Here is an 18,693-nt window from a genome sequence, read left to right as displayed (position 1 = left end):
CACCCCCCAGGTCATCCGCTCGACAGGGGGACACAGTCATGCCGGGCCCGGAGGCCAGCGGCCCTCTTGCAGGACCGCGAAGAAGATAACGGGGAACCGGCCTTGTGAACGTGCGGGCTCAGGACTTGGAGCCGGACAGGGCGATGCCTTCGACGATCTGGCGTTGCGCGAACGCGAACACGATCAGCATCGGTGCCGCCAGCAACGTTGTGGCGGCCATCAGGGCGGGCCAGTCAGAGGTGTACTGGCCCATGAACTGGTTGACCAGCAGCGGCAGCGTGAACTTGTCGGAGCTGTTGAGGAAGATCAGCGGGGTAAAGAAGTTGTTCCACTGGCCGAGGAAGGTGAAGATCCCCAGCGCTGTGAGAGGGGTGCGCAGCAGCGGCAGGATGATCGTCACGAACCTGCGGACCCGGCCGGCGCCGTCAAGCTGGGCGGCTTCCTCCAACTCCAGGGGGATGCCTTTGATGTACTGACGTAGCAGGAAGACGCCGAAGGCGTTGAACAGTGCGGGTGGCACGATGATTGCGGCGTGGGTGTCCACCCAGCCCAGCCAGCCCATGATGATGTACAGCGGGATGATCGTGAGCTGGCCGGGGACCATCATGGTCGCGAGGAAGACCATGAACAGCCAGCGGCGGCCCCGGAAGTCGATCCGCGCGAACGCGTAGGCGGCCATCGCCGAGGTGAGCAGGGAGACCGCGGTGACCGTCAGGGCGATGTAGGTGCTGTTCCAGAACCCGCGGAGGAAGTCGGCCCCGCCCAGTGCGGTGCGGTAGCCCTGCAGGTTCCAGTCCTGAGGCAGGAGCCTGGGCGGCTGTATGAAGATCTCACCCAAGGGCTTGAAGGAGGAGAACAGCATCCAGGCGAACGGCAGTGCCATGCCGATGGCGCCGACGAGGAGGACCGCGTGCAGCAGCAGCTTGTGACGGGCGGACCGGCCGGAGCCGGAAGTGCCCTTGGCGGTCGTGACCGCGCGGCTGGTGGTGTCGGAGAAAGTACTCATTCTGTGTAGTGGACCCATTTCTTCTGGGCTGCGAGCTGGCAGCCGGTGACTACGAGCAGGGCCAGGAACAGGAGGAAGGCGAGAGCCGATGCCTCCCCGAAGTTGAACTGTTGGAAGGCGATCTGGACCACTTCGTAGACGATGGTGCGGGCGGAGTCCGGGGCCCCGTCGCCGAAGAAGACGTAGATGTAGTCGAACACCTGGAAGGAGCCGATGATCGAGGTGATGGAGAGGAACAGGATGGTCGGAGACAGCAGCGGGACGGTGACGTGCCGCAGCTTCTGCCACTCCGAACAGCCGTCCAGCAAGGCGGCCTCCAGGTACGAGCGGTCGATGCTCTGCAGCCCGGCCATGAACATCACCAGCTGGTAGCCCAGGCCCTGCCAGATCCCGACGATCGCGAAGGCCGGGATGACGAACCGGGCATCCTGCAGCCAGTTCGGCGCGGGCAGACCGATCCCGCGCAGCGCGTTGCTGACCGGGCTGATGTCGGGGTTGAACAGCCACAGCCAGATCGCCGCGACCGCGACCGAAGAGGTGATCACCGGGGCGAAGAACGCCAGCCGGTACACCGAGGTCAGCTTGCCGGCACGCTGCATCAGCAGGGCGAAGAACAATGCCGTGAGCATCAGTCCCGGTACCTGCAACACCGTGAACCAGACGGTGTTGACCGCCGATCGCTGGATGCGCGGGTCGGACAGGATCTCCGTGAAGTTGGACAGGCCGGCGAAGGACCGGGTGCCGAACCCGTCCCAGTGATAGAACGCCAGCACCAGCGCGAACAGCAACGGGCCGACCATGAACACCACCAGCCCCAGCAACTGGGGCGCCAGGAACAGGTATCCCGCGACCGTGTCCCCGCCTCGCCGGCGTCGGCTCCGCCGGTTTGGGTGGACGGTCTGGTCCACGGACCCCAGCTGCGCCGGGGTCCGGGAACGGGCGCTGCTGACGGCCATCAGGACCCCCCGTTGATCAGCTTGACCACCTTGCCGCTGAACGACTTCGGCGTCTCGTTGCCCGCCTTGAGCATCTTGTCCACCAGCACCGGGAGCTCGTTGGCGACCTTCGCGTTGCCGGCGATCGCGCTGGGGACGGCGTAGCCCTTGGCCGCGACGTCGTTGAACAGGCTGCCGTGCGCGGGCACGTGGCCCTCGGTGACGATGTCGTCCAGGCCCTTGATCGACGGCACCGCGTTGCCGGCGCCGGACAGGCGGAACCTCTGCCCCTCGGCGTCCAGAAAGTTGCCGAGGAACTCCAGCGCCTTGGCCTGGTTCTTGGACTTGGCGTTGACCGACAGCGCCGCCGTGTTGATCGGTACCGGCATGACGTCCTTGCCGGACAGGGAGGGCAGGGGGGCGATGTCGAAGCCGAACTTGAGCTTCTTGACGTTCGGCAGGATGACGCGGCTGTAGGTGATGCAGGCCAGCTGGCCGGCGTAGAACAGCACGTCACCGCTCTGTCCCTGCGGGAGGGTGCCGGAGTAGGTGATGTTTCCCGACTTCAACTGCTCGAACAGCCACGCGAGGGCGTCCTGGGACTTGGGGTCGGTGTCGAACACCGCCTTGCCGGACTCGTCGAAGAGCGTCCCGCCGAAGGTGGACATCCAGCCGAACCAGTCGAACCAGTTGCTGCCACCAAGCAGCAGACCCTTCTTCTTGGTGGTGCGGATCTTGTCGAGCATGTTGGTCAGCGCGTCCTGGGTCCAGGTGCCCGCCGCGAACTGGGCGGCCGGGTCGGTGCTGACGCCCGCCTCGGCCAGGAGGTCCTTGTTGAACCAGAACACCAGCGGACTGCAGTCCACCGGCAGCCCGTACAGCCCGGGGCTGCCGTCCGCAGGCCTGCACCACTGGTAGAGCCCCTTGTGGAAGTCATCGAGCTTGACCGCGGCGTGGCCGCTGTCCAGGTAGTCGGTGAGGTCGAGCAGCTGCTTGGTCTCGATCAGCTTGGCCATATAGATGTCACCGACGTAGAAGGCGTCGGGAGCAGCGCCGGCCGACAGTTGCGACAGCAGCTTGGCGAGGTAGTCACCCACAACCTGCTGGTAGGTGACCTCGACCCCCAGTTTCTGGGTCATCTTCTCGGAGAAGCGACGGAACACATCCGACTGGGGCGGCCCGTCCCAGCCCGCCCACTTCAGTCCAGGTCCCCCCGAGGAGCCGCTGCCGCTGCCGCATGCCGCAAGCGCGGGCGCGGCGGCCAGACCAAGACCGGCGAACATGCCCGCCTTGAGGAGGTCGCGGCGGCCCACAGCCGAGGCGACAGCCACCCCCTTGATCACATTCCTGCCTTTGAACACAGTCGTCCCTTCCGCTGACGGTACGTCGCCGTAGAGCAGCCCTTGATCGTTTCGCCGCGTCACGGCGCCTGGTCGAGCTTGGGGGCGCAGGTTCGCGGGCCCTCGGTGTCGTCGATATAACTTCTGTGTTACCGATAAAACGGGGACCGTAGGGGCGTTTGCCGCAGCAAGTCAAGAGGTCTGCAGGAACGTGATGGCGACCGTCGGAGTGCCGCCCGCGCTGGGGCGTCATCGAGAGGGTCCGGCATGCCCGCTGATCTATTACTGGTTACGCACCAGGTCACTTGGCTCTTTGCGGCGCGAGACATACCCGTTACCCGCCCGGAGGACGCTCGACGACAGCTCGCCGCGACCCTGCGGCCTGATCGGCTCGGCGATACGGGCGGGCGGATCGAACATCCTTGACCGCCACGCTTCCCGCCCATCAGAATGGGTGGATGGGTTTTACCGATCAACCATCGGTTCCGCCACGCGGTCGCAGGCCAGCCGCTGAGGGAACGTCCGGGTCGCCAAGGCCGACCATGGCCATGGTGGCGGCGCGGGTGGGAGTCTCCAAGCAGACCGTTCACTACGCCTTGAACTCCCCGGACCGTCTCAGCCCAACAACCTTGCGACGGGTCCTCAAAGCGGTCGACGAGTTGGGCTATCGACCCAACCAGGCCGCGCGTTCACTGCGCACGCAGTCTCCGCGAGCAGTGGGCTTTCGCCTGTTGCCGACCACCGAACGCCAGTCGGGCGGGGTATGGGCGAGCTATCTCTACGAACTCTCGGTAGCGGCACACCGAGCCGACCACGCGGTCTACTGCCACCCCGCCGCCACCGACGAAGAAGAGATCCAGGTCATCCAGGAGATCTTCAGCACGAACACCGTCGACTGCTTCGTGATCACTTCCACCCAGGACCACGACCCTCGTATCACCTTTCTACGCGAACGCGGCATTCCCTTCGTCTCCTTTGGGCGCCCCTGGGGTCATCCCATGTCGGACACGTGGTGGGTCGACGTCGACGGCGCCGCCGGTACGGAGCAGGCCGTGGACCATCTCGCCGAACGCGGTCACCGGCGCATTGCATACCTGGGCTGGGACGGGCCCAGCGGGTTCGGGGACGACCGGGAGTCCGGCTGGCGCCGCGCCATGCGTTCACACGGCTTCTCCACCCGTGATCTCGCGGCCCGCGGACCCGACGAAATCAGCACGGGCCGGGAACTCGCCGGCCGACTCCTCGACAGGAAGACGCCACCAACAGGCTTCGTGTGCGTCAGCGACACCATCGCGATCGGTGCGCTCCGAGCGTGCCGGGAGCGGGGACTGGCCGCCGGCCGTGACGTCGGCGTCGTGGGATTCGACGACAGCGTCGGCGCACACTTCGTCGACCCGGGATTGACCAGCCTCGCCCAACCGCTGGAACTCGTCGCACGACACACCATGCGCCTCCTCCTCGACCGGCTCAAGGACCCGGCCTCCAAAGCCGAACAGGTCCTGCTCCGGCCCACTCTCGTGGTCCGGGAAAGCACCGTGCCCTATGAGCCTCACTGATCGAGAGCCCCCGGCGATTGGCCTCTGCACTCTGCCTCGGTGGCGCCGAGCGGGCGGACGATGCTGTCGGCGTAGTTCCCGGACACCTTGTCCGCGAGGGGCTTGTTGCTGGTGGTGAAGGCGACGCGGCCGTTCCCGTCGTCGAGGACAATCTGATACGTCGTCCTACGCGAGCGGGTGGCGGACTGTGCGCTGGTGCGTGGGTTGCCCCGCCGCTTCTGGCGGGACAGCCCACACGGGTGCCACGAGTCGGCCTACCGGCCACCGACCTGTTCGGGCGGGGTCAGGTCCCAGGCTCCGACCGTGTACGCGGCCGAGCCGATGCCCATGGTCCCCATCTCCACGTGCCACGGACCGTCGCCGAGGGGTAGAAGCGCAGGCTGAGCGCACGTTCGGAGGCGGTGAAGATCTCTGCGACCGAATGGTCGAGCAGGATCCGCAGGGTCGCTGTCGATCCCTCGGACGGCAGCCGCCAGCTGCCGCGCTTGGCGCGGGAGTCGAGGGAGGCGTGATCGCGGTTGACGACCACTTCGCCGGTGGCCGGGTCGTGCACGATGTCGAGGTGCTCGGTCCCGTCCGGTGAGGTGAGCAGCCGCAGGCGTCCCCCGCGCTCCAGGGTCGCCATCAGGTCGGTGGCCCGGGCCACCTCGCCGAGGTCCACCGGCTGTTCGGCGCTCGCCTTGCCCGCGCCGGTGATACGGCGTTCGCCGCGAGGGCGAGCAGTTCGCGGGCGGGCTGCTGGATCAGCTCGCCGTCCGGGCCTGGCGACACCTCACGGGGCAGGGACAGCATTCCCGCTCACCCTGCCTTGTCGGTCCAGGTGCTGGGGGCACCGACGTACTCCTCGTCCCCGGCCTCCCAGATCCAGGCCCACATTAGCCTCAATACCGGCGGCATTGTCATGGGCGAGACAGGGGGACATAGTCATGCCGGGCCAGAAGGCCGGGAGCCCCAAGATCGGGGCCGTCTAGAAGGTAACGGGGGGAAGGGCGGGCGTTGCGCTCTGCTGATGCGTCTATGTGGTGCCTTTGGTCATGCGGCGTAGGTGCTGCGTGGCCTCGCGTGCCTCCCGCTCGGTCTGGGCGAGGGCGTCGGCGGCGGACCGGCTGTGTTCCTCGGCTTCCTGCTGTTCGTTCTCGGCTTGCTGGAACTCCTCGCGCGACTGCTGTAGTTGCTCTTCGATGGCGGACATCCGCTGGCGGGCCTGCTCGGTGCGTTCGCGCGCTCGCTGCAGCGCGGCGTCGACGTCCGCTTGCCGTGCGCGTTCTTCGCGCAGGCGCTGCTCGGCCGCCTCGGCTGCCTCCTTGGCCCGGGCCAGCTGCTCCTGTCGGGCGGCGAGTATGTCGAGACCGACATCGGCGGCACCAGCCTCGCCTGCCCGCTCTTCGCCGGCCTGCAGGCTGATGCCATCCAGGCCCAGGGCGGAGAAGGCATCGGCTGGGCCAACCCCGCCCTCTACGCGCGGGTCGGCAGCCCCGCCTTCACCGACCTGACCGCCAAGGGGGACGGCGCCCGCGCGGCCGGCGTCCTTGCGGCGACCCAAAACACCCCGACCGTCACCGTGACCTTCGGCGACGACCGGCTGCTGAAGGCGGGCCGCGGTTACGACGACACCTCAGGTCTCGGCACCCCCTCGCCGTACTACCTCTGGACGTACAGCATCCCGTAGCAAGCAGCACCGAGCACATGCAGTAACGCGTGCAGGAAGCTCTCGCGGTGTTGCCGACCACCATCGGATCGAAACGCGGCAGGCACGGACCGTCCACGTGGGACCGTCCGCGCCTGCCGCGCTCCCGATCAGGTCACAGGGGGCAAGTGCCCTCGAAGGCGACGGTATTGGGGTCGTTCGGGATCGGGCAGAGGAACTGGTCGTAGCGGGTGTCGTTGTCCACAAAGCGTTTGAGCCAGGAGATGCTGTACTTGGCGACCGTGGTGTTGGGGCTTGCGAAAGTGAAGTGATCGGCGCCCTTGAGTTCCACGAAAGCCTTGTCGTGGACGTTGGTCAGCGCATCGTAGGCGGGCCGGGTGAAGGTGGAGACGGGGGCGACGGTGTCGCCATCGGCTCCGAAGATCATGGTGGGCACGCTGATCTGATCGCCGGGGTTCGTGATGTCCCAGGGGGCCAGGGGGATCGCCGCCTTGAGCGACGGGTTGGCCGCCGCACTCTCCAGGGTGCCGCCGCCGCCCATCGACCACCCCATCAGGGCCAGCCTGTTCGGGTCGATCCTGTCTTTGACCGGGCTTTTCGTGGTCAGGTAGTTGAGCGCGGCGAGTTGCTGCCTGCTGCGGTCGGACGGGAAGTCCCACAACGCGTTGCTGTCCATGGTCATCACCACGAAGCCCTGGGAAGCCAGCCGTGGCCCGTACCAGGCGATCTGGCCTTGTACGGCGACGAAGCCCGGCATGATGACGACGGCGCCGAAGGTGCCCTGGCTCGTGTCGGTCGGGTAGTAGATGGTGCCGTCGTTGAAACCGGGGCCGCTTCCGGCCGACACGGTGACGGAGGAGACGGCGAACGGGCCGGTGACGGCGGTTACGGACGACTCGGTGGGGGCCGGGCCTCGCTGGTAGGGGTTACCGAAGGCCGCGTGGACGGGGGTGGCGAGTGCGATCGAGGTCACGACCGCAAGAAACGCCATGAGCGCTCGGGGGCGGAGCAGTTTCACGGTAGTCCTCTCGGCCGTGCTGTCAGTTGGTGTAGACGGTCGGGGCATCGGCGACACTGCTGTCGACCACGGGCGCGTAGCTGGCCGTGAAGTAGCCGTTGCCCGCGCACAGCAGCGAGCCGGAGACCTTCTTGAAGACCTGGTTGGTGAAGGTCAGGCCGTTGTCACCGTTGGAGCTCGTCGCGGAGAGGCTGGGCGCCTGGTAGACGCAGGTGGCGGAGCCCAGCAGGGTGGAGAGCACCACCGTGGTCTGGATGCTGCCACCGGGGGCCGGGGTCACCGTGACCGTGCCGTCGGAGGCGGCGGAGGTGGTGTAGGGCAGGGCGTTGACGGTGATGCTGCGCACTCCGGTGACGCCGAAGATGTTGCTGGTGCAGCCGCTGAAGGTCTGGGAGGTCGCGGACTCGGTGGCGGTGCCCGGGGCGGCGGGGTTCGACGTCACCGTGGCGGAGAGCGTCGAGCCGGTGCAGGCGATGCGGGAGGTGCCGTCGCTGGTGGTGGCGAGGGTGGCTGTAGTGCCGCTCGCCAGCGAGGCGGTGAGTACGTCGCCGACGGAGACCGCGTTTCCGGCGGCGCTTCCGTAGGTGAGCACGGCGCTGTCCGCCGCGGCGGCAGCGGCCGGGAGGAGGGCGAGGGCCGTCAGGGCGGCCGTGGCGGCGAGAGCGGGGATTGTGAATCTGGGCATGCGGGGTCCTCTGCTGTGAGTGCAGGTGGCGAGGGCGGGTTCGCCGGCCCCGACTCGGGGTGAACGCGGTGACCCGGGCAAGGCGGTTCCCGGACTGCGGGAACTGCTGGTCCGATGTGCGTCCCTGGCCCGAGGCCAGGGGCGAGTGTCACTTGCTGGCGGTCTTGCGCGTGCGTGACCCTGTCGGCTCTGGCGGCTCTACGGCCGCAGGCCCGCGCAAATTGAAAACCTGTGAGAGTTGTAAACCTGACGGGTATTCAAGTCAATAGACTCCACATGAGTTCGCGACGAAAGAGGACGAGCCATGGCCGCAAGGACGTCGACGCCGCCTCAGCTGGTGCTGCCCGGCATCCGTGCCGGACGCGACCCCGAGCGCTCGCTGCGAAGCGACCCACGCCATACCTCACCCGAGGCGGTCACTGCGAACCAGCGCGACAGACTGCTCGACGGCTTCGTGCGCACCGTCGCCGAGGTCGGCTACGCCGGACTCGCATCAGTGACATCTGCCAGGCCACGGGCGTGACCCACCGGTCTTCCAGGAGATCTTCGCCGGCAAGGAGGACGCCTTCCTCGCGGCTCACCGGTGCGGCACCTCCTTGGTCTTCGACGCCATGGAGCACGCCCACTCAAGGGCCTCCGACTGGCCGGGCCAGGTGCGGTCCGGGCTCGGCGCGCTGCTCGGCCGTCTGGCCGAAGCTCCCGCGTGCGCGACGACGGCCATCCTGCAGATCGATGCGGTCGGGCCCGCGGGACGCGTGGCGCGCGAAACTCTGCTGGCCCGCTTCCGGGACTTCTTCACAGACCTCCCCGATGTCCAACTCCCCTTCCATGCCGATGAGTTGATCGACACGGTGGTCGGCGGGGCGTACTCGGCGATCTACCGGCGGATCACCGCCGGCCGGACCGCCGACCTGCCGGACCTCCTTCCGGGGGCTGACGTCTTCCTTTCTGGCTCCCTTCCCCGGCCCGGAACTCGCCGCGGCCGGCCTCAGCGAACCGGCGTCCTCTTCCCGCCTCCACCTGGGCTGTCCGGCCCCGGCACCGGACATCGAAGACAGCGAACAATCGCCGAGGCGGTGAGCACCTCCTGGCAGTAGGACGCCCGCCTGAAGTCTTGAAAACAGGCTGGGGCGTGACACTCAGGTGCCCGTCGAGCGCAAGGGGGACGCCGGGGGCCGGACGTATTCCGGTGCCGGCCGGGAATGCTCGCGGTCAGTGCCCGACCGGCCCCGTTCACGGAACGGGCCGAAGGTCACGTTCGCCCGCAGGGCCATCTCCAACTCGAAACGGACCTCCGCATCCCGCAGTGCCTCGCCGAACAACTTCTCCAGCTGCCTCATCCTGTACCGCACGGTCTGCGGATGGACATGCAGCCGCGCGGCGGTCACCCCCACGCTGCTCTCGCTCTGTAACCAGGCCAGCAACGTCTCCGCCAGCCGGTCACGTTGCGGTGCGGGGATTCCGGCCAGCGGTGCCAGAGCCCGGACCGACAGTGCCCGGATCAGCGGCTCGTCCGCGTACAGCACCAGCGTCGAGAGGTGGTCGGCGCACCGGAGCACGCCGTCACCGGGCAGGATTCCACGGCGCATCAGCGACAAAGCCCGTGCCGCGCAGCGCAGCGAGTCGGCGATCTGGGACAGCGGGACGGTCGGCCCAACCGCGGTGGGCCGACCACGCAGCACGGGCGCGAGGGTGTGTCTTCGTGGCCCGCCAGGCCTGTCCGGGTCCGGGATGACCAGGCGAGCCGGGCGTGCGCTCATGTCGGCCAGCACTCCGGCGGGCAGCAGCCCTTCGTCGTTCTCCTGCTCCATTCCGTCCACAGCCATGACCGCGACACGCCGCGGCATGGCCCAGCGTGCGGCGCGGGCCAGTTCCTCGACCGCTTCGGCGGAGGCCGGCGGATCGGCGAACAGCAGGTCCATCAGGCGTTTGCGGCGGCGTTGCAACTCGCCGGTGCTGTGCAGGAGCGCCTCGCCGTGGCCTTCGGTGGCCGCCTGCATGATCTCGTGCATATGGGTGAAGGCCGCCTCCGCAAGCGCGGCCACCTCGCCGGAGTCCAGCCCGAGTTCGTCGGCGGCCTTCGTCAGGCGCCGCCACGCGGCCCGCCCGCCGAGCCGGAGCGCGGCCTGCAGCACTTCCAGGCCACGTCCTTCACCGGCCTCGCCTCGCCCGATCTCCTGGTAGGTGTGAGCGACACGCTCCTGATCCTGGTCGACGGCGGCGATGCGGTCCACGAAAAGCGTCAGAGCCCGTCTGACTCCGGCTCTGATGGTTCGCACATACGCGTCGTCGGCGGGCCGCGCGTATTCGGGTACCTGAAGCTGTACCTCGCGTTCGATTTCCTGGGTGATCTCGTCGAGGTGCGGACGCAGAAAGTCCGCCAATCGTTGGGGGACGACGGCGAAGGGATCCATCTTGGCTGCTCCTACCGCTCGGTCAAGGCGGCACAACCGAAGACGATATCCCCCGCCGGATCCCGCCGAACTGTTCTTCACGTGATAAGGCAGGATGGGAAGTTGTCCGTCCATGACAAACACACACGGATCAGGCGGGCACGCCGAGCGCCGCGGCAAGCACCGGCCAGGAGGTGACGAACTCCCGCTTCCAGTCGCTCCATTGGTGACCGCCGCCCTGATAGATGTGCTGGGTGACCGGGACGCCCAGGCGGCCGAGCTCGGTGACGAAGCTCTGGGTGGAGGGGGCCACGAGGCTCTCCAGGACTCCGGGCAGAGCGCCGTTGAAGTCGAAGTTGCCGTTGATGAGCTGGATAAACGCGAGGATGATGGCGACGGGGTTGTTGAGGCTGCCGCTTCCCACGGAGACGTAGAGCGCGGTGCCCCGCAGGGCGCTCGCCCGGGCCAGGGGGTTGAAGTCCTGCCACATGGCCACGTCGCGGGTCGGATCGCCCCACAGTGTCATGGGGTCGATGTTCTCGCGCGCCACGATCGCCTCGATGATCGACGGCATCCTCGTCACCATGGTGTCGGGAATCCCGCTGTACGACGCGGCGGCCACGAACGCTCCCGGATGGCGGGCGGCGTGCGCCATCGCCCCGTACCCTCCCGTCGACACCCCGGCGACGGCCCGGACGCCCGAGGCCCGGTAGTTGGCGCTCAGCACTGCCGGAACCTCCTGGAGCTGGAAGGTCTCGTAGTCAGGGCCGGTCCGCCAGTGCGTGGGGATGGCGGTGGGACCGCCGTCGGGCATCGCGACGATGAGGTTCCGGTTCGCCGTGAACGCCTCGATGTCGGTTTCCCTGGTCCACGAGGTGTAGTCGTCGTGCGCGCCATGCAGGAGGTAGAGCACCGGCCAAGTCCGGTTGGGCTGGTCGGCGTAGGAGGTCGGCAGGATGATCCGCACGGGCGCGGTGCGGCCCAGCGCGGCGGAGGGAACGCCGAGGTCGTAGGTGCGGGCGTCCAGTTGAGTAACGGTGACATCGGCGGCCGAAGCCTTCCAGGCCCCCGCCAGCACCCCCGCGACTCCGAGGGCGGCTGCCTTGGCGACGGTACGGCGGGATGCACCGAGGCGGTGAGCGGACGGGCGGTCGGACATGGTGGGCGGCTCCTTGCGGGGTGGGTGGGGGGACGAGGCCGGAGGTTCCGGCCGCGGATCCTCAGACCGGGTCTTCGCCGAGTACTCGGTTCAGGTGGTCGGCGATGGCATGGGCATGCGGCGGGTCGAGCAGCGACAGGTGGTGTCCCGGTATGCGCACGACCTCCAGGGCCGGGCACAGTTCCGCCCAGCCGAGGTCGTCGTCCGCGCGCTCGTATGCCGGGTCGCGCACCGTGTGCGGGGCGCGCTCGGTGGCCCGGTAGAGGATCACGCGGCCGTCGTAGGGCCGAGGCGTGTGCGCCTCACCGGCCCGCAGGTCCAGGTAGGAGTCACGCTGGTGTCGCAGCGCGGCGGCCGGGACGTCCGCGACCGCGCTGAGCACCCCCAGCACCCGTTCGATGCGGCCTCGGTCGTCGAGTCCGGCGAGCTCCTCGTACGGCAGATCCAGCCACGCACCGTAGGTACGGGCGACGTACGCGGTGAATCCCTCGAAGTACTCGCGTGCGACCTCCCAGGCAGTCCGCCCGGGCGCCCGGGGCAGCGGACGTACCGCGTCGATGAGCACCACCGCGTCGGGCGGTGCTAGCTCGGCGGCCAGCAGCCGGGCGGCCTCCTGGGCGACGAACCCGCCGAACGACCAGCCGCCGATCCGGTAACGGCCGTCGGGCCACGCCTCGCGGATCGCCTCCGCGTACAGCCGCGCCTTTGACGCGACCGTCTCCGCCTCCTCCACCCGGTCCAGCCCGAACACCGGCTGCTCTGGAGCCAGAAGTCCGGCCAGCGGCCGGTACACGTCGGGAGTGCCACCAGCGGCATGGACCAGGATCAGGGGCGGGCGGTCGCCGACCGGTTGGAGCGCGCGGAGCGGGTACGGCAGAGCTCGGCCGACCCGTCGGGGCGCGGCCATGGGGTCCGCAAGGCGTGTCCATCGGTCGTCGTGCCGAGCGAGAGTGATCATGTCCGCGGCGGCCTGTACGGTACCGGCCCGCAACAGGTCGCTCAGTGCCAGCGGAACGCCGAACTCGCGGACGGCGGCCTCGCGGAGTCGGACGGCCATGAGCGAGTCCAGGCCGAGTGCTGCGAGTGGGATGTCGGGGCTGATGTGCTCGGGGCGGTGGCCGGTGATGGTGGCGAGATGGCGGATCAGCCGCTCGGTGACGGTTGCTTCACTTTCACCGGCATCCGGATCCGGCAAGGGAGGCACGTTGCCGGGCACGGGGACGGGTACGGGGGGCGGGACGGCGGCGGGCGGTCCACTGGGCGGGCTGCTCGGTTCGGCCGTCCACCAGTGGCGGCTGTGGCGCCAGGCCGGGAGGGGTACGTCGACGACCTCGCCGCCCGGGTGGAGGAGGCGGGCAGGAAGGCGATGGCCCGCTGTGTGCAGGGCGGCCAGTTGGCCGCGGAAGGTGAGGGCGGGGTCCTCGCCCCTGCGCAGTGTGGGCAGGTGGAGGGCGTCGGGCAGGTTCTCGGCGAGCGGGTGCAGGAGCAACGGGTGCGGGGAGATCTCGATGAACGCGGTGTGCCCGTCCGCCGCCGCGGCGGCCAGCGCGCCGGCGAGCCGGACCGGAGAGCGGAGATTGGCCGCCCAGTAGGCGGCGCCGAAGTCGCAGGGGCCGGTGGGGTCGTCGTGGACGGTCGAGTAGACGCGTACGGCGGTGTCGGAGCGGCCCCGGACGTCGCTGAGACGGGCGACCAGTTCGGGCATCAGCGGCTCGACCTGGGGCGAGTGCCCGGCGCCCTGGACGAGCATGGTGCGGGCGGTTCGGCCCCGGGCTGTGAGGTGTTCGACGAGCCGGGAGACGGCCGGTGCCTCACCGGTCACGGTCTTGTGCCTGGGTGACGTGTGCACGGCGAGGTGGACACCCGGGAACCGGGGTGCGATCTCGTCGAGTTCGTCGTCGGTGAGGTCCACCACCGCCATCGCCCCGCCTCGCAGGGTGGCGAGCAGCCGGGACCGTACGGCGATGACGCGGGCACCGTCGGCGGGGTCGAGCGCCCCGGCGGCGACTGCCGCCGTGACCTCTCCCATCGAGTGTCCGATGACCGCGGCGGGTTCGACGCCGTAGAACCGCCAGAGTTCGGCCAGCGCCAGCTGAGTGCCGTACAGGAGGGGCTGTGCGGTCTCCACACGTTGTAGGTCGTCCGGGGTGCAGCTGTCGAGCAGTTCGTGCAGGGCGACGCCGCACTCGGCGGCGAGCACCGGAGCGAGCTTGTCCACGGCCGCGGCGAACGCCGGTTCGCAGGCGAGCAGTCGGCGCCCCATGCCGGCCCACTGGGAGCCGTAGCCGGAGAAGACCCAGACCGGGCCGGGCCCGAGCCGGTCCTGGTCGCCGGTACTGACCCGCGGATGGGGGCGCCCCGCGGCCAGTGAACGCAGTGCGTCCGCGAGTTCCGCGCGATCGTGCGCGACGACGGCCGCGCGGGCGGGACCTCGGCCGGTGCGCCCGGCCAGGGTCCGTCCGACGTCCCGGAGCGGCACGGCGCTCCCGCCAGCTGTGTCCAGCCAGTCGGCGAGCCGGGCGGCGGTGTCCCGCACCCGGGCCGCGTCCGCGTCGCTGAGCTGGAACACACCGGGGCTCTGTGCGGCGGGCGGGACGGATGCCGCAGGTGTCCGAGGCTGCCACTCCTCCAGGACGACGTGCGCGTTTGTGCCGCTGAAGCCGAAGGCGGAGACTCCGGCGGTCGCCGTCCCGCTGTAGCGGGGCCAGGGCTCGGATTCGACGACCACTTGCAGCCGTTCGTCGTCCAGGGCCGGCGAGTCGCAGTGCAGCGAGCCGGGGATGACACCGCGGTGGAGGGCGAGGACGGTCTTGACGAGTCCCGCCACCCCTGCGGCCGCTTCCAGGTGGCCGAGCTGGCTCTTGACCGAGCCGAGCAGCAGTGGCTGGTCCGGGTGGCGTGCGCGCCCTAGGACGTCGGTCAGAGCCCCGGCCTCGATGGGGTCGCCGAGCGGCGTACCGGTGCCGTGCGCCTCGACGTAGTCGACGGTCCCGGGGTCACGGTCCGCTCTCGCGTAGGCGGTCTCCAGAAGGGCGCGCTGCGCCGCCGGGCTGGGCGCGGTCAGGCCGTTGGACCGACCGTCGGAGTTGACGGTGGTGGCCGTGATGAGGGCGAGGATCCGGTCGCCCTCGCGCAGCGCGTCGCTCAGACGTCTGAGGACCACGACGGCACAGCCCTCGGCGCGGCCGATGCCGTCGGCCGACCGGGAGAACGGCTTGCACCGGCCGTCGGGCGCGAGAGCCCCGGAGCGGTCGAAGGCGACGGTGACGGCGGGTGTCAGAAGCACGTTGACGCCGGCGGCGAGCGCTGTGTCGCAGTCACCGCCGCGCAGGGCGGCGCAGGCCTGATGGACGGCGACGAGGGAGGAGGAACAGGCCGTGTCGACGGCCACACTGGGGCCGCGCAGGTCGTACACGTAGCTGAGCCTGCCGGCGGCGACCGAGGAAGCAGCCCCGGTGGTCGCCCAGGCCTCGACGGTCGCGGGGTCGGCGCTCGTGAGCCGACCGTAGTCCTGAGCCGAGATGCCCACGAAGACCCCCGTGGCGGTGCCCGCCAGTCGGGCGGCGGGGACGGCGCCGTGGTCGAGGGCCTCCTGCGTCACCTCCAGGAGCATGCGCTGCTGAGGATCCATCGCGTCGGCCTCACGCGGGGAAAACCTGAAGAAGGAGGAGTCGAAGCCGGTCAGGGTGGCGTCGTCGAGATAGCCGCCCCACGTGTTGGCGTCCGGCGGCGCCGGGGACACGAAGTCCCGCCGACGGCCTGGGGACACCTGCGTGACGGCGTCGGTGCCCTCGACGAGCAGCCGCCAGTAGTCATCGGGGCCGTGCACGCCTCCGGGCAGTCGGCAGCCGACTCCGACCACGGCGATCGGTTCCTGGGCGAGCACTCCGCCGGGGGTGGTGTGCTGTGCCTGCGGGCCGGGTACCGCGCCGCCGAGCAGGGTGACCAACGCATCGACGGTGGGCGCCTCCCACAGCAGGGTCGTGGCCAGCTCCCGGCCCACTGCGTGGGCCAGTTCTCCGGTGATGGCGACCGCGTCGCGCGAGGACAGACCGAGCTCCGCCAACGGCCGGTCCCCGGTGACATCCTCCTCCGGCAACCCCGCCCAGAAAGCGATCCGTTCAACGACCAACCCTCGCAGATCGATCGGGCCGTCCGCAATCGCGCTCATCGGTCTGTCCTTCGTGGGTAGTCCGGCCTTCGGGCCGGGGAGGAAGCGAAGCTCCTGCGGAGCAGGGCAGGAAGAGCCGGTTCGCCGGCCCGACGGACCGGCGTCCACCGTTCATGGGCCGACACCCGGTGCTCACACGGAATGTGATACGGCGTGAGGTATGGCGCGGCAGGTCAAGCGGGCGTTCAAGTACCGCTTCGATCCCACGAACGAGAAGGCGGCTGAGCTGTCGCGCACGTTCGGTACGGCGAGCAGCGCCGGATCTGCTACGTGCACTCGTCCGCCGCGCTGACGGAGTGGAAGAAGAGCGAGGAACTGGCATTCGTGGCGGAGGTGTCTTCCGTGCCGCTGCAGCAGGCGCTGCGGCGTTTGCAGACGGCGTTCGTCAGCTTCTTCGCCGAGCGCGCCCAGTACCCCCGCTACAAGAGCCGGAAGAAGTTCCGGTCGTCGGCCGAGTACACCCGCAGCGCCTTCACGTGGCGCGAGGGGCAGCTGACGCTGGCGAAGATGACGAAGCCGGTCGTGATCGAGGACCTCACCGTCCGCAACCTGCTGAAGAACGGCACGCTCGCGCGAGCCATCTCGGACGCGGCCTGGACGCAACTCCGGTCGATGCTCGAGTACAAGTGCGCCTGGTACGGACGCGAACTCGTCGTGATCGACCACTTCTTCCCCTCCAGCAAGCTGTGCGGAACCTGCGGGACGATCTGCGAGCAGATGCCACTGCATGTGAGGGAGTGGACGTGCGTGTGCGGCGCGGTGTATGACCCTGACGTGAACGCGGCCCGCACCATTCTGGCCGTCGGGCTGGCGGCTGCTGCCTGTGGAGACGGTGTAAGACCTCAACGGGAGTCCTCCCGGACGGGGCGGTCGTCGGTGAAGCAGGAACCCCAGCGTGCGACCGCTGGAATCCCCCGCCATTAGGCGGGAAAGGAAGTCAAGACATGCCCCGTTCCACGGGCTGGTCGTAGGAGCCGTCGAGATAGCGGGCGCGGGTCAGCGTGCGGGAGATCTTGCCGCTGGAGGTGCGCGGCACGCTGCCGGGCGGGACGAGGAGCACCTCGGCCAGCCGCAGGCCGTGCCGGGCGGAGACGGCCGCGCGCACGGCGGCAGCGACCTCCTGGGGATTGCGGGCCGGGGCGGGCAGGCCACGGACGTGTTCGGCGACGATCACCGCGGACTCCGTGGCGATCGCGGCACGGGTCTCGGTGCCGCCGTCGAGGTCCCGGCCGGCGGGGAGTTGTCCGGCCGGGACGGCGAAGGCCGCGAGACGGTCGGGGCGTATTGCCCGGTGGGCCGCTTGCGCGGTGCCTTCGACGTCCTGCGGATAGTGGTTGCGCCCGTCCACGATGATCAGGTCCTTGAGGCGGCCGGTGACCAGGAGCTGCCCGTCGAGTACCGTGCCGAGATCACCTGTCCGCAGCCAGTGGCCGGGTTCGTGTGTCAATCGGGCCCGGAAGGTCTCACGGGTTTGCGGGCCGCGATCCTGGTAGCCGCGCCCGATGTTGGGTCCCTGGACCCAGATCTCGCCCACCTCCCCTTGCGGCAGGACGTCGGTGGTGACGGGGTCGACGACACGAATCGTCTGCCCGACGGGTTCGCCGCAGGCGACGAGCAGGACGGCGGACGGATCATTCGGGGAGACGGGTACGGCTCTGCCGGCCGCCAGGGTCTCGCGGTCCAGGGAGTATCGGCGCAACGGCTGTCCGGGCCGGTGGGCACTGACGAAGACGGTGGCCTCGGCCAGCCCGTAGGACGGGCAGTGCACCTCTGCATGCAGTCCTTGGTTGGCGAAGGCCGCGTGGAAGCGGTCGGCGGTTTCGGGCCGCACGGGTTCGCTGCCGTTGACGAGCACGGCGACCCGGTCCAGCCGGAGGCCGGCCTTGTCCTCGTCGGAGATGACGGTCGCGCAGTAGTCGTACGCGAAGTTCGGCGCGGCGCTGAGAGCGTTCGGGAAGTCGGACAGCAGGCGCAGCCAGCGTGCGGGCCGCCGCAGGAAGGCCAGCGGGTCCATGACGACGGACCGCAGTCCGCGTACGACGGGGGCGGCGACACTGAGCACCAGCCCCATGTCGTGGTAGAGGGGCAACCAGCCGACCATGGTGGGTGGCCGCTCGTCGGCGCCGTACGCGGTGAGCGCCTGGCGGGCGTTGGCGACGACGTTCGCGTGCGAGATCTCGACGGCGGTCGGGGTTCGGGTGGAGCCGGAGCTGTACTGCAGGTAGGCGGTCGCCTGCCCGTCCGGAGCGGGGGCACACGGGCGGTCTGCCCGGTCGTCGGGGACGAGGTCGGTGACGATCAGCTCGGGCCGCAGACCATGTGCGGCAAGGAAGGCGCTCACGGTGTCGGCATCGGCGCTGGTGGTGAGCACGGCGGTGGGCCGGGAGTCGGCGAGGATCCCGGCCAGGCGGTCGGCGTGGCCCGGTAGGTCGGGGGTGAACAGCGGGACGGCGACGGTGCCGGAGGTGAGCGCGGAGAGGAAACCGACGACGTATTCGAGGCCTTGGCCGCAGAGCAGGGCGACGCGTTCGCCGGGAGCCACGGTCTCCATCAGGCGGGAGGCGACCGCGCGTGTGCGTACGTCGGCACGGTGCCAGGTGAGCGTGCGCTGCTTGGCCCGGAGGCCCGGCGCCGGGTACTCGGCGAAGGTGAACGCGGGACGGCCAGGGGTGTGATGGGCCCAGTGTGAAAGGTGAGCGGAGAGACTGCTCGAGTCGTCCGGCGCTGTGCTCGATGTGTCGGAGATGTGCGGCAAGGCGTGCGCGGGCATGGGAGTACTCCT

15 protein-coding genes and 2 pseudogenes are annotated in these 18,693 nt (G+C 69.4%); 6 read left to right on the top strand and 11 right to left on the bottom strand.

What is annotated here, in order from left to right; translation table 11 throughout:
- Positions 1-118 precede the first annotated feature (118 nt).
- Genes ABZZ74_RS46135 through ABZZ74_RS46125 form a run of 3 tightly spaced genes read right to left on the bottom strand, consistent with a single transcriptional unit; the run spans position 119 to position 3,272 of the window.
- The gene (locus ABZZ74_RS46135; protein ID WP_356950112.1) at positions 119-1,006 is read right to left on the bottom strand and encodes a carbohydrate ABC transporter permease; all 888 of its coding nucleotides are present in this window, start codon (positions 1,004-1,006) and stop codon (positions 119-121) included.
- Complete coding sequence (locus ABZZ74_RS46130; RefSeq protein WP_356950111.1) at positions 1,003-1,962, bottom strand: sugar ABC transporter permease; 960 nt, start codon at positions 1,960-1,962, stop codon at positions 1,003-1,005. Before ABZZ74_RS46130 ends, ABZZ74_RS46135 begins: the two co-directional genes overlap by 4 nt.
- A complete protein-coding gene (locus ABZZ74_RS46125; RefSeq protein WP_356950110.1) occupies positions 1,962-3,272 on the bottom strand; it encodes an extracellular solute-binding protein in 1,311 nt (436 codons plus the stop codon). The genes ABZZ74_RS46130 and ABZZ74_RS46125 overlap by 1 nt, the downstream gene beginning before the upstream one ends.
- Positions 3,273-3,739: 467 nt before the next feature.
- Here ABZZ74_RS46125 and ABZZ74_RS46120 point away from each other — a divergent pair.
- Positions 3,740-3,946, top strand: a pseudogene (locus ABZZ74_RS46120) (LacI family DNA-binding transcriptional regulator); the annotation flags it as partial.
- 66 nt (positions 3,947-4,012) lie between these two features.
- Entirely contained in the window at positions 4,013-4,837 is an 825-nt protein-coding gene (locus ABZZ74_RS46115) for a substrate-binding domain-containing protein (protein ID WP_356950116.1), read from the top strand.
- A 283-nt stretch (positions 4,838-5,120) separates the two neighbouring features.
- Here the strand turns inward: ABZZ74_RS46115 and ABZZ74_RS46110 are convergent, their stop codons facing one another.
- Entirely contained in the window at positions 5,121-5,498 is a 378-nt protein-coding gene (locus ABZZ74_RS46110) for a GH32 C-terminal domain-containing protein (protein WP_356950109.1), read from the bottom strand.
- A gap of 354 nt (positions 5,499-5,852) precedes the next feature.
- Positions 5,853-6,029, bottom strand: a complete 177-nt coding sequence (locus ABZZ74_RS46105) for a hypothetical protein (protein ID WP_356950108.1) — start codon at positions 6,027-6,029, stop codon at positions 5,853-5,855.
- On the opposite strand from ABZZ74_RS46105, the gene ABZZ74_RS46100 reads away from it, so the two are divergent.
- Positions 6,009-6,506, top strand: coding sequence for a hypothetical protein (locus ABZZ74_RS46100; RefSeq protein WP_356950107.1), 498 nt, complete (start codon positions 6,009-6,011; stop codon positions 6,504-6,506). The genes ABZZ74_RS46105 and ABZZ74_RS46100 overlap by 21 nt on opposite strands.
- A gap of 133 nt (positions 6,507-6,639) precedes the next feature.
- On the opposite strand, the gene ABZZ74_RS46095 is transcribed toward ABZZ74_RS46100, so the two are convergent.
- The gene (locus ABZZ74_RS46095; protein WP_356950115.1) at positions 6,640-7,476 is read right to left on the bottom strand and encodes a dienelactone hydrolase family protein; all 837 of its coding nucleotides are present in this window, start codon (positions 7,474-7,476) and stop codon (positions 6,640-6,642) included.
- 49 nt (positions 7,477-7,525) lie between these two features.
- Positions 7,526-8,188 carry a Tat pathway signal sequence domain protein gene (locus tag ABZZ74_RS46090; protein ID WP_356950106.1) on the bottom strand — a complete coding sequence of 221 codons (663 nt, stop codon included), beginning with the start codon at positions 8,186-8,188 and terminating at the stop codon, positions 7,526-7,528.
- Between the two features lie 304 nt (positions 8,189-8,492).
- On the opposite strand from ABZZ74_RS46090, the gene ABZZ74_RS46085 reads away from it, so the two are divergent.
- Both ABZZ74_RS46085 and ABZZ74_RS46080 read left to right on the top strand, forming a co-directional pair.
- Positions 8,493-8,711 carry a hypothetical protein gene (locus tag ABZZ74_RS46085; protein WP_356950105.1) on the top strand — a complete coding sequence of 73 codons (219 nt, stop codon included), beginning with the start codon at positions 8,493-8,495 and terminating at the stop codon, positions 8,709-8,711.
- An 88-nt stretch (positions 8,712-8,799) separates the two neighbouring features.
- Positions 8,800-9,285, top strand: coding sequence for a hypothetical protein (locus tag ABZZ74_RS46080; protein WP_356950104.1), 486 nt, complete (start codon positions 8,800-8,802; stop codon positions 9,283-9,285).
- A gap of 42 nt (positions 9,286-9,327) precedes the next feature.
- On the opposite strand, the gene ABZZ74_RS46075 is transcribed toward ABZZ74_RS46080, so the two are convergent.
- From ABZZ74_RS46075 to ABZZ74_RS46065, 3 genes are all read right to left on the bottom strand, one after another.
- Positions 9,328-10,602 (bottom strand): helix-turn-helix domain-containing protein, encoded by a 1,275-nt coding sequence (locus tag ABZZ74_RS46075; protein WP_356950114.1) that lies wholly within the window; start codon positions 10,600-10,602, stop codon positions 9,328-9,330.
- 130 nt (positions 10,603-10,732) lie between these two features.
- Positions 10,733-11,740: an alpha/beta hydrolase-fold protein gene (locus tag ABZZ74_RS46070; protein ID WP_356950103.1), complete on the bottom strand. Its 1,008-nt coding sequence runs from the start codon at positions 11,738-11,740 to the stop codon at positions 10,733-10,735.
- Positions 11,741-11,801: 61 nt separating this feature from the next.
- On the bottom strand, positions 11,802-15,911 hold the full coding sequence (locus tag ABZZ74_RS46065; protein ID WP_356950102.1) for a beta-ketoacyl synthase N-terminal-like domain-containing protein: 4,110 nt from the start codon (positions 15,909-15,911) through the stop codon (positions 11,802-11,804).
- 160 nt (positions 15,912-16,071) lie between these two features.
- Here ABZZ74_RS46065 and ABZZ74_RS46060 point away from each other — a divergent pair.
- Positions 16,072-16,835, top strand: a pseudogene (locus ABZZ74_RS46060) (RNA-guided endonuclease TnpB family protein).
- 13 nt (positions 16,836-16,848) lie between these two features.
- Here the strand turns inward: ABZZ74_RS46060 and ABZZ74_RS46055 are convergent.
- A complete protein-coding gene (locus ABZZ74_RS46055) occupies positions 16,849-18,681 on the bottom strand; it encodes a fatty acyl-AMP ligase (RefSeq protein ID WP_356950101.1) in 1,833 nt (610 codons plus the stop codon).
- Between the last annotated feature and the right edge of the window lie 12 nt (positions 18,682-18,693).

The sequence above is a fragment of the Streptomyces sp. NPDC006476 genome, assembly GCF_040612015.1.
Lineage (GTDB): Bacteria > Actinomycetota > Actinomycetes > Streptomycetales > Streptomycetaceae > Streptomyces > Streptomyces griseorubiginosus_B.
Note: the sequence above shows the minus strand (reverse complement) of the source record. Positions and strands in the feature narration are given on the sequence as shown.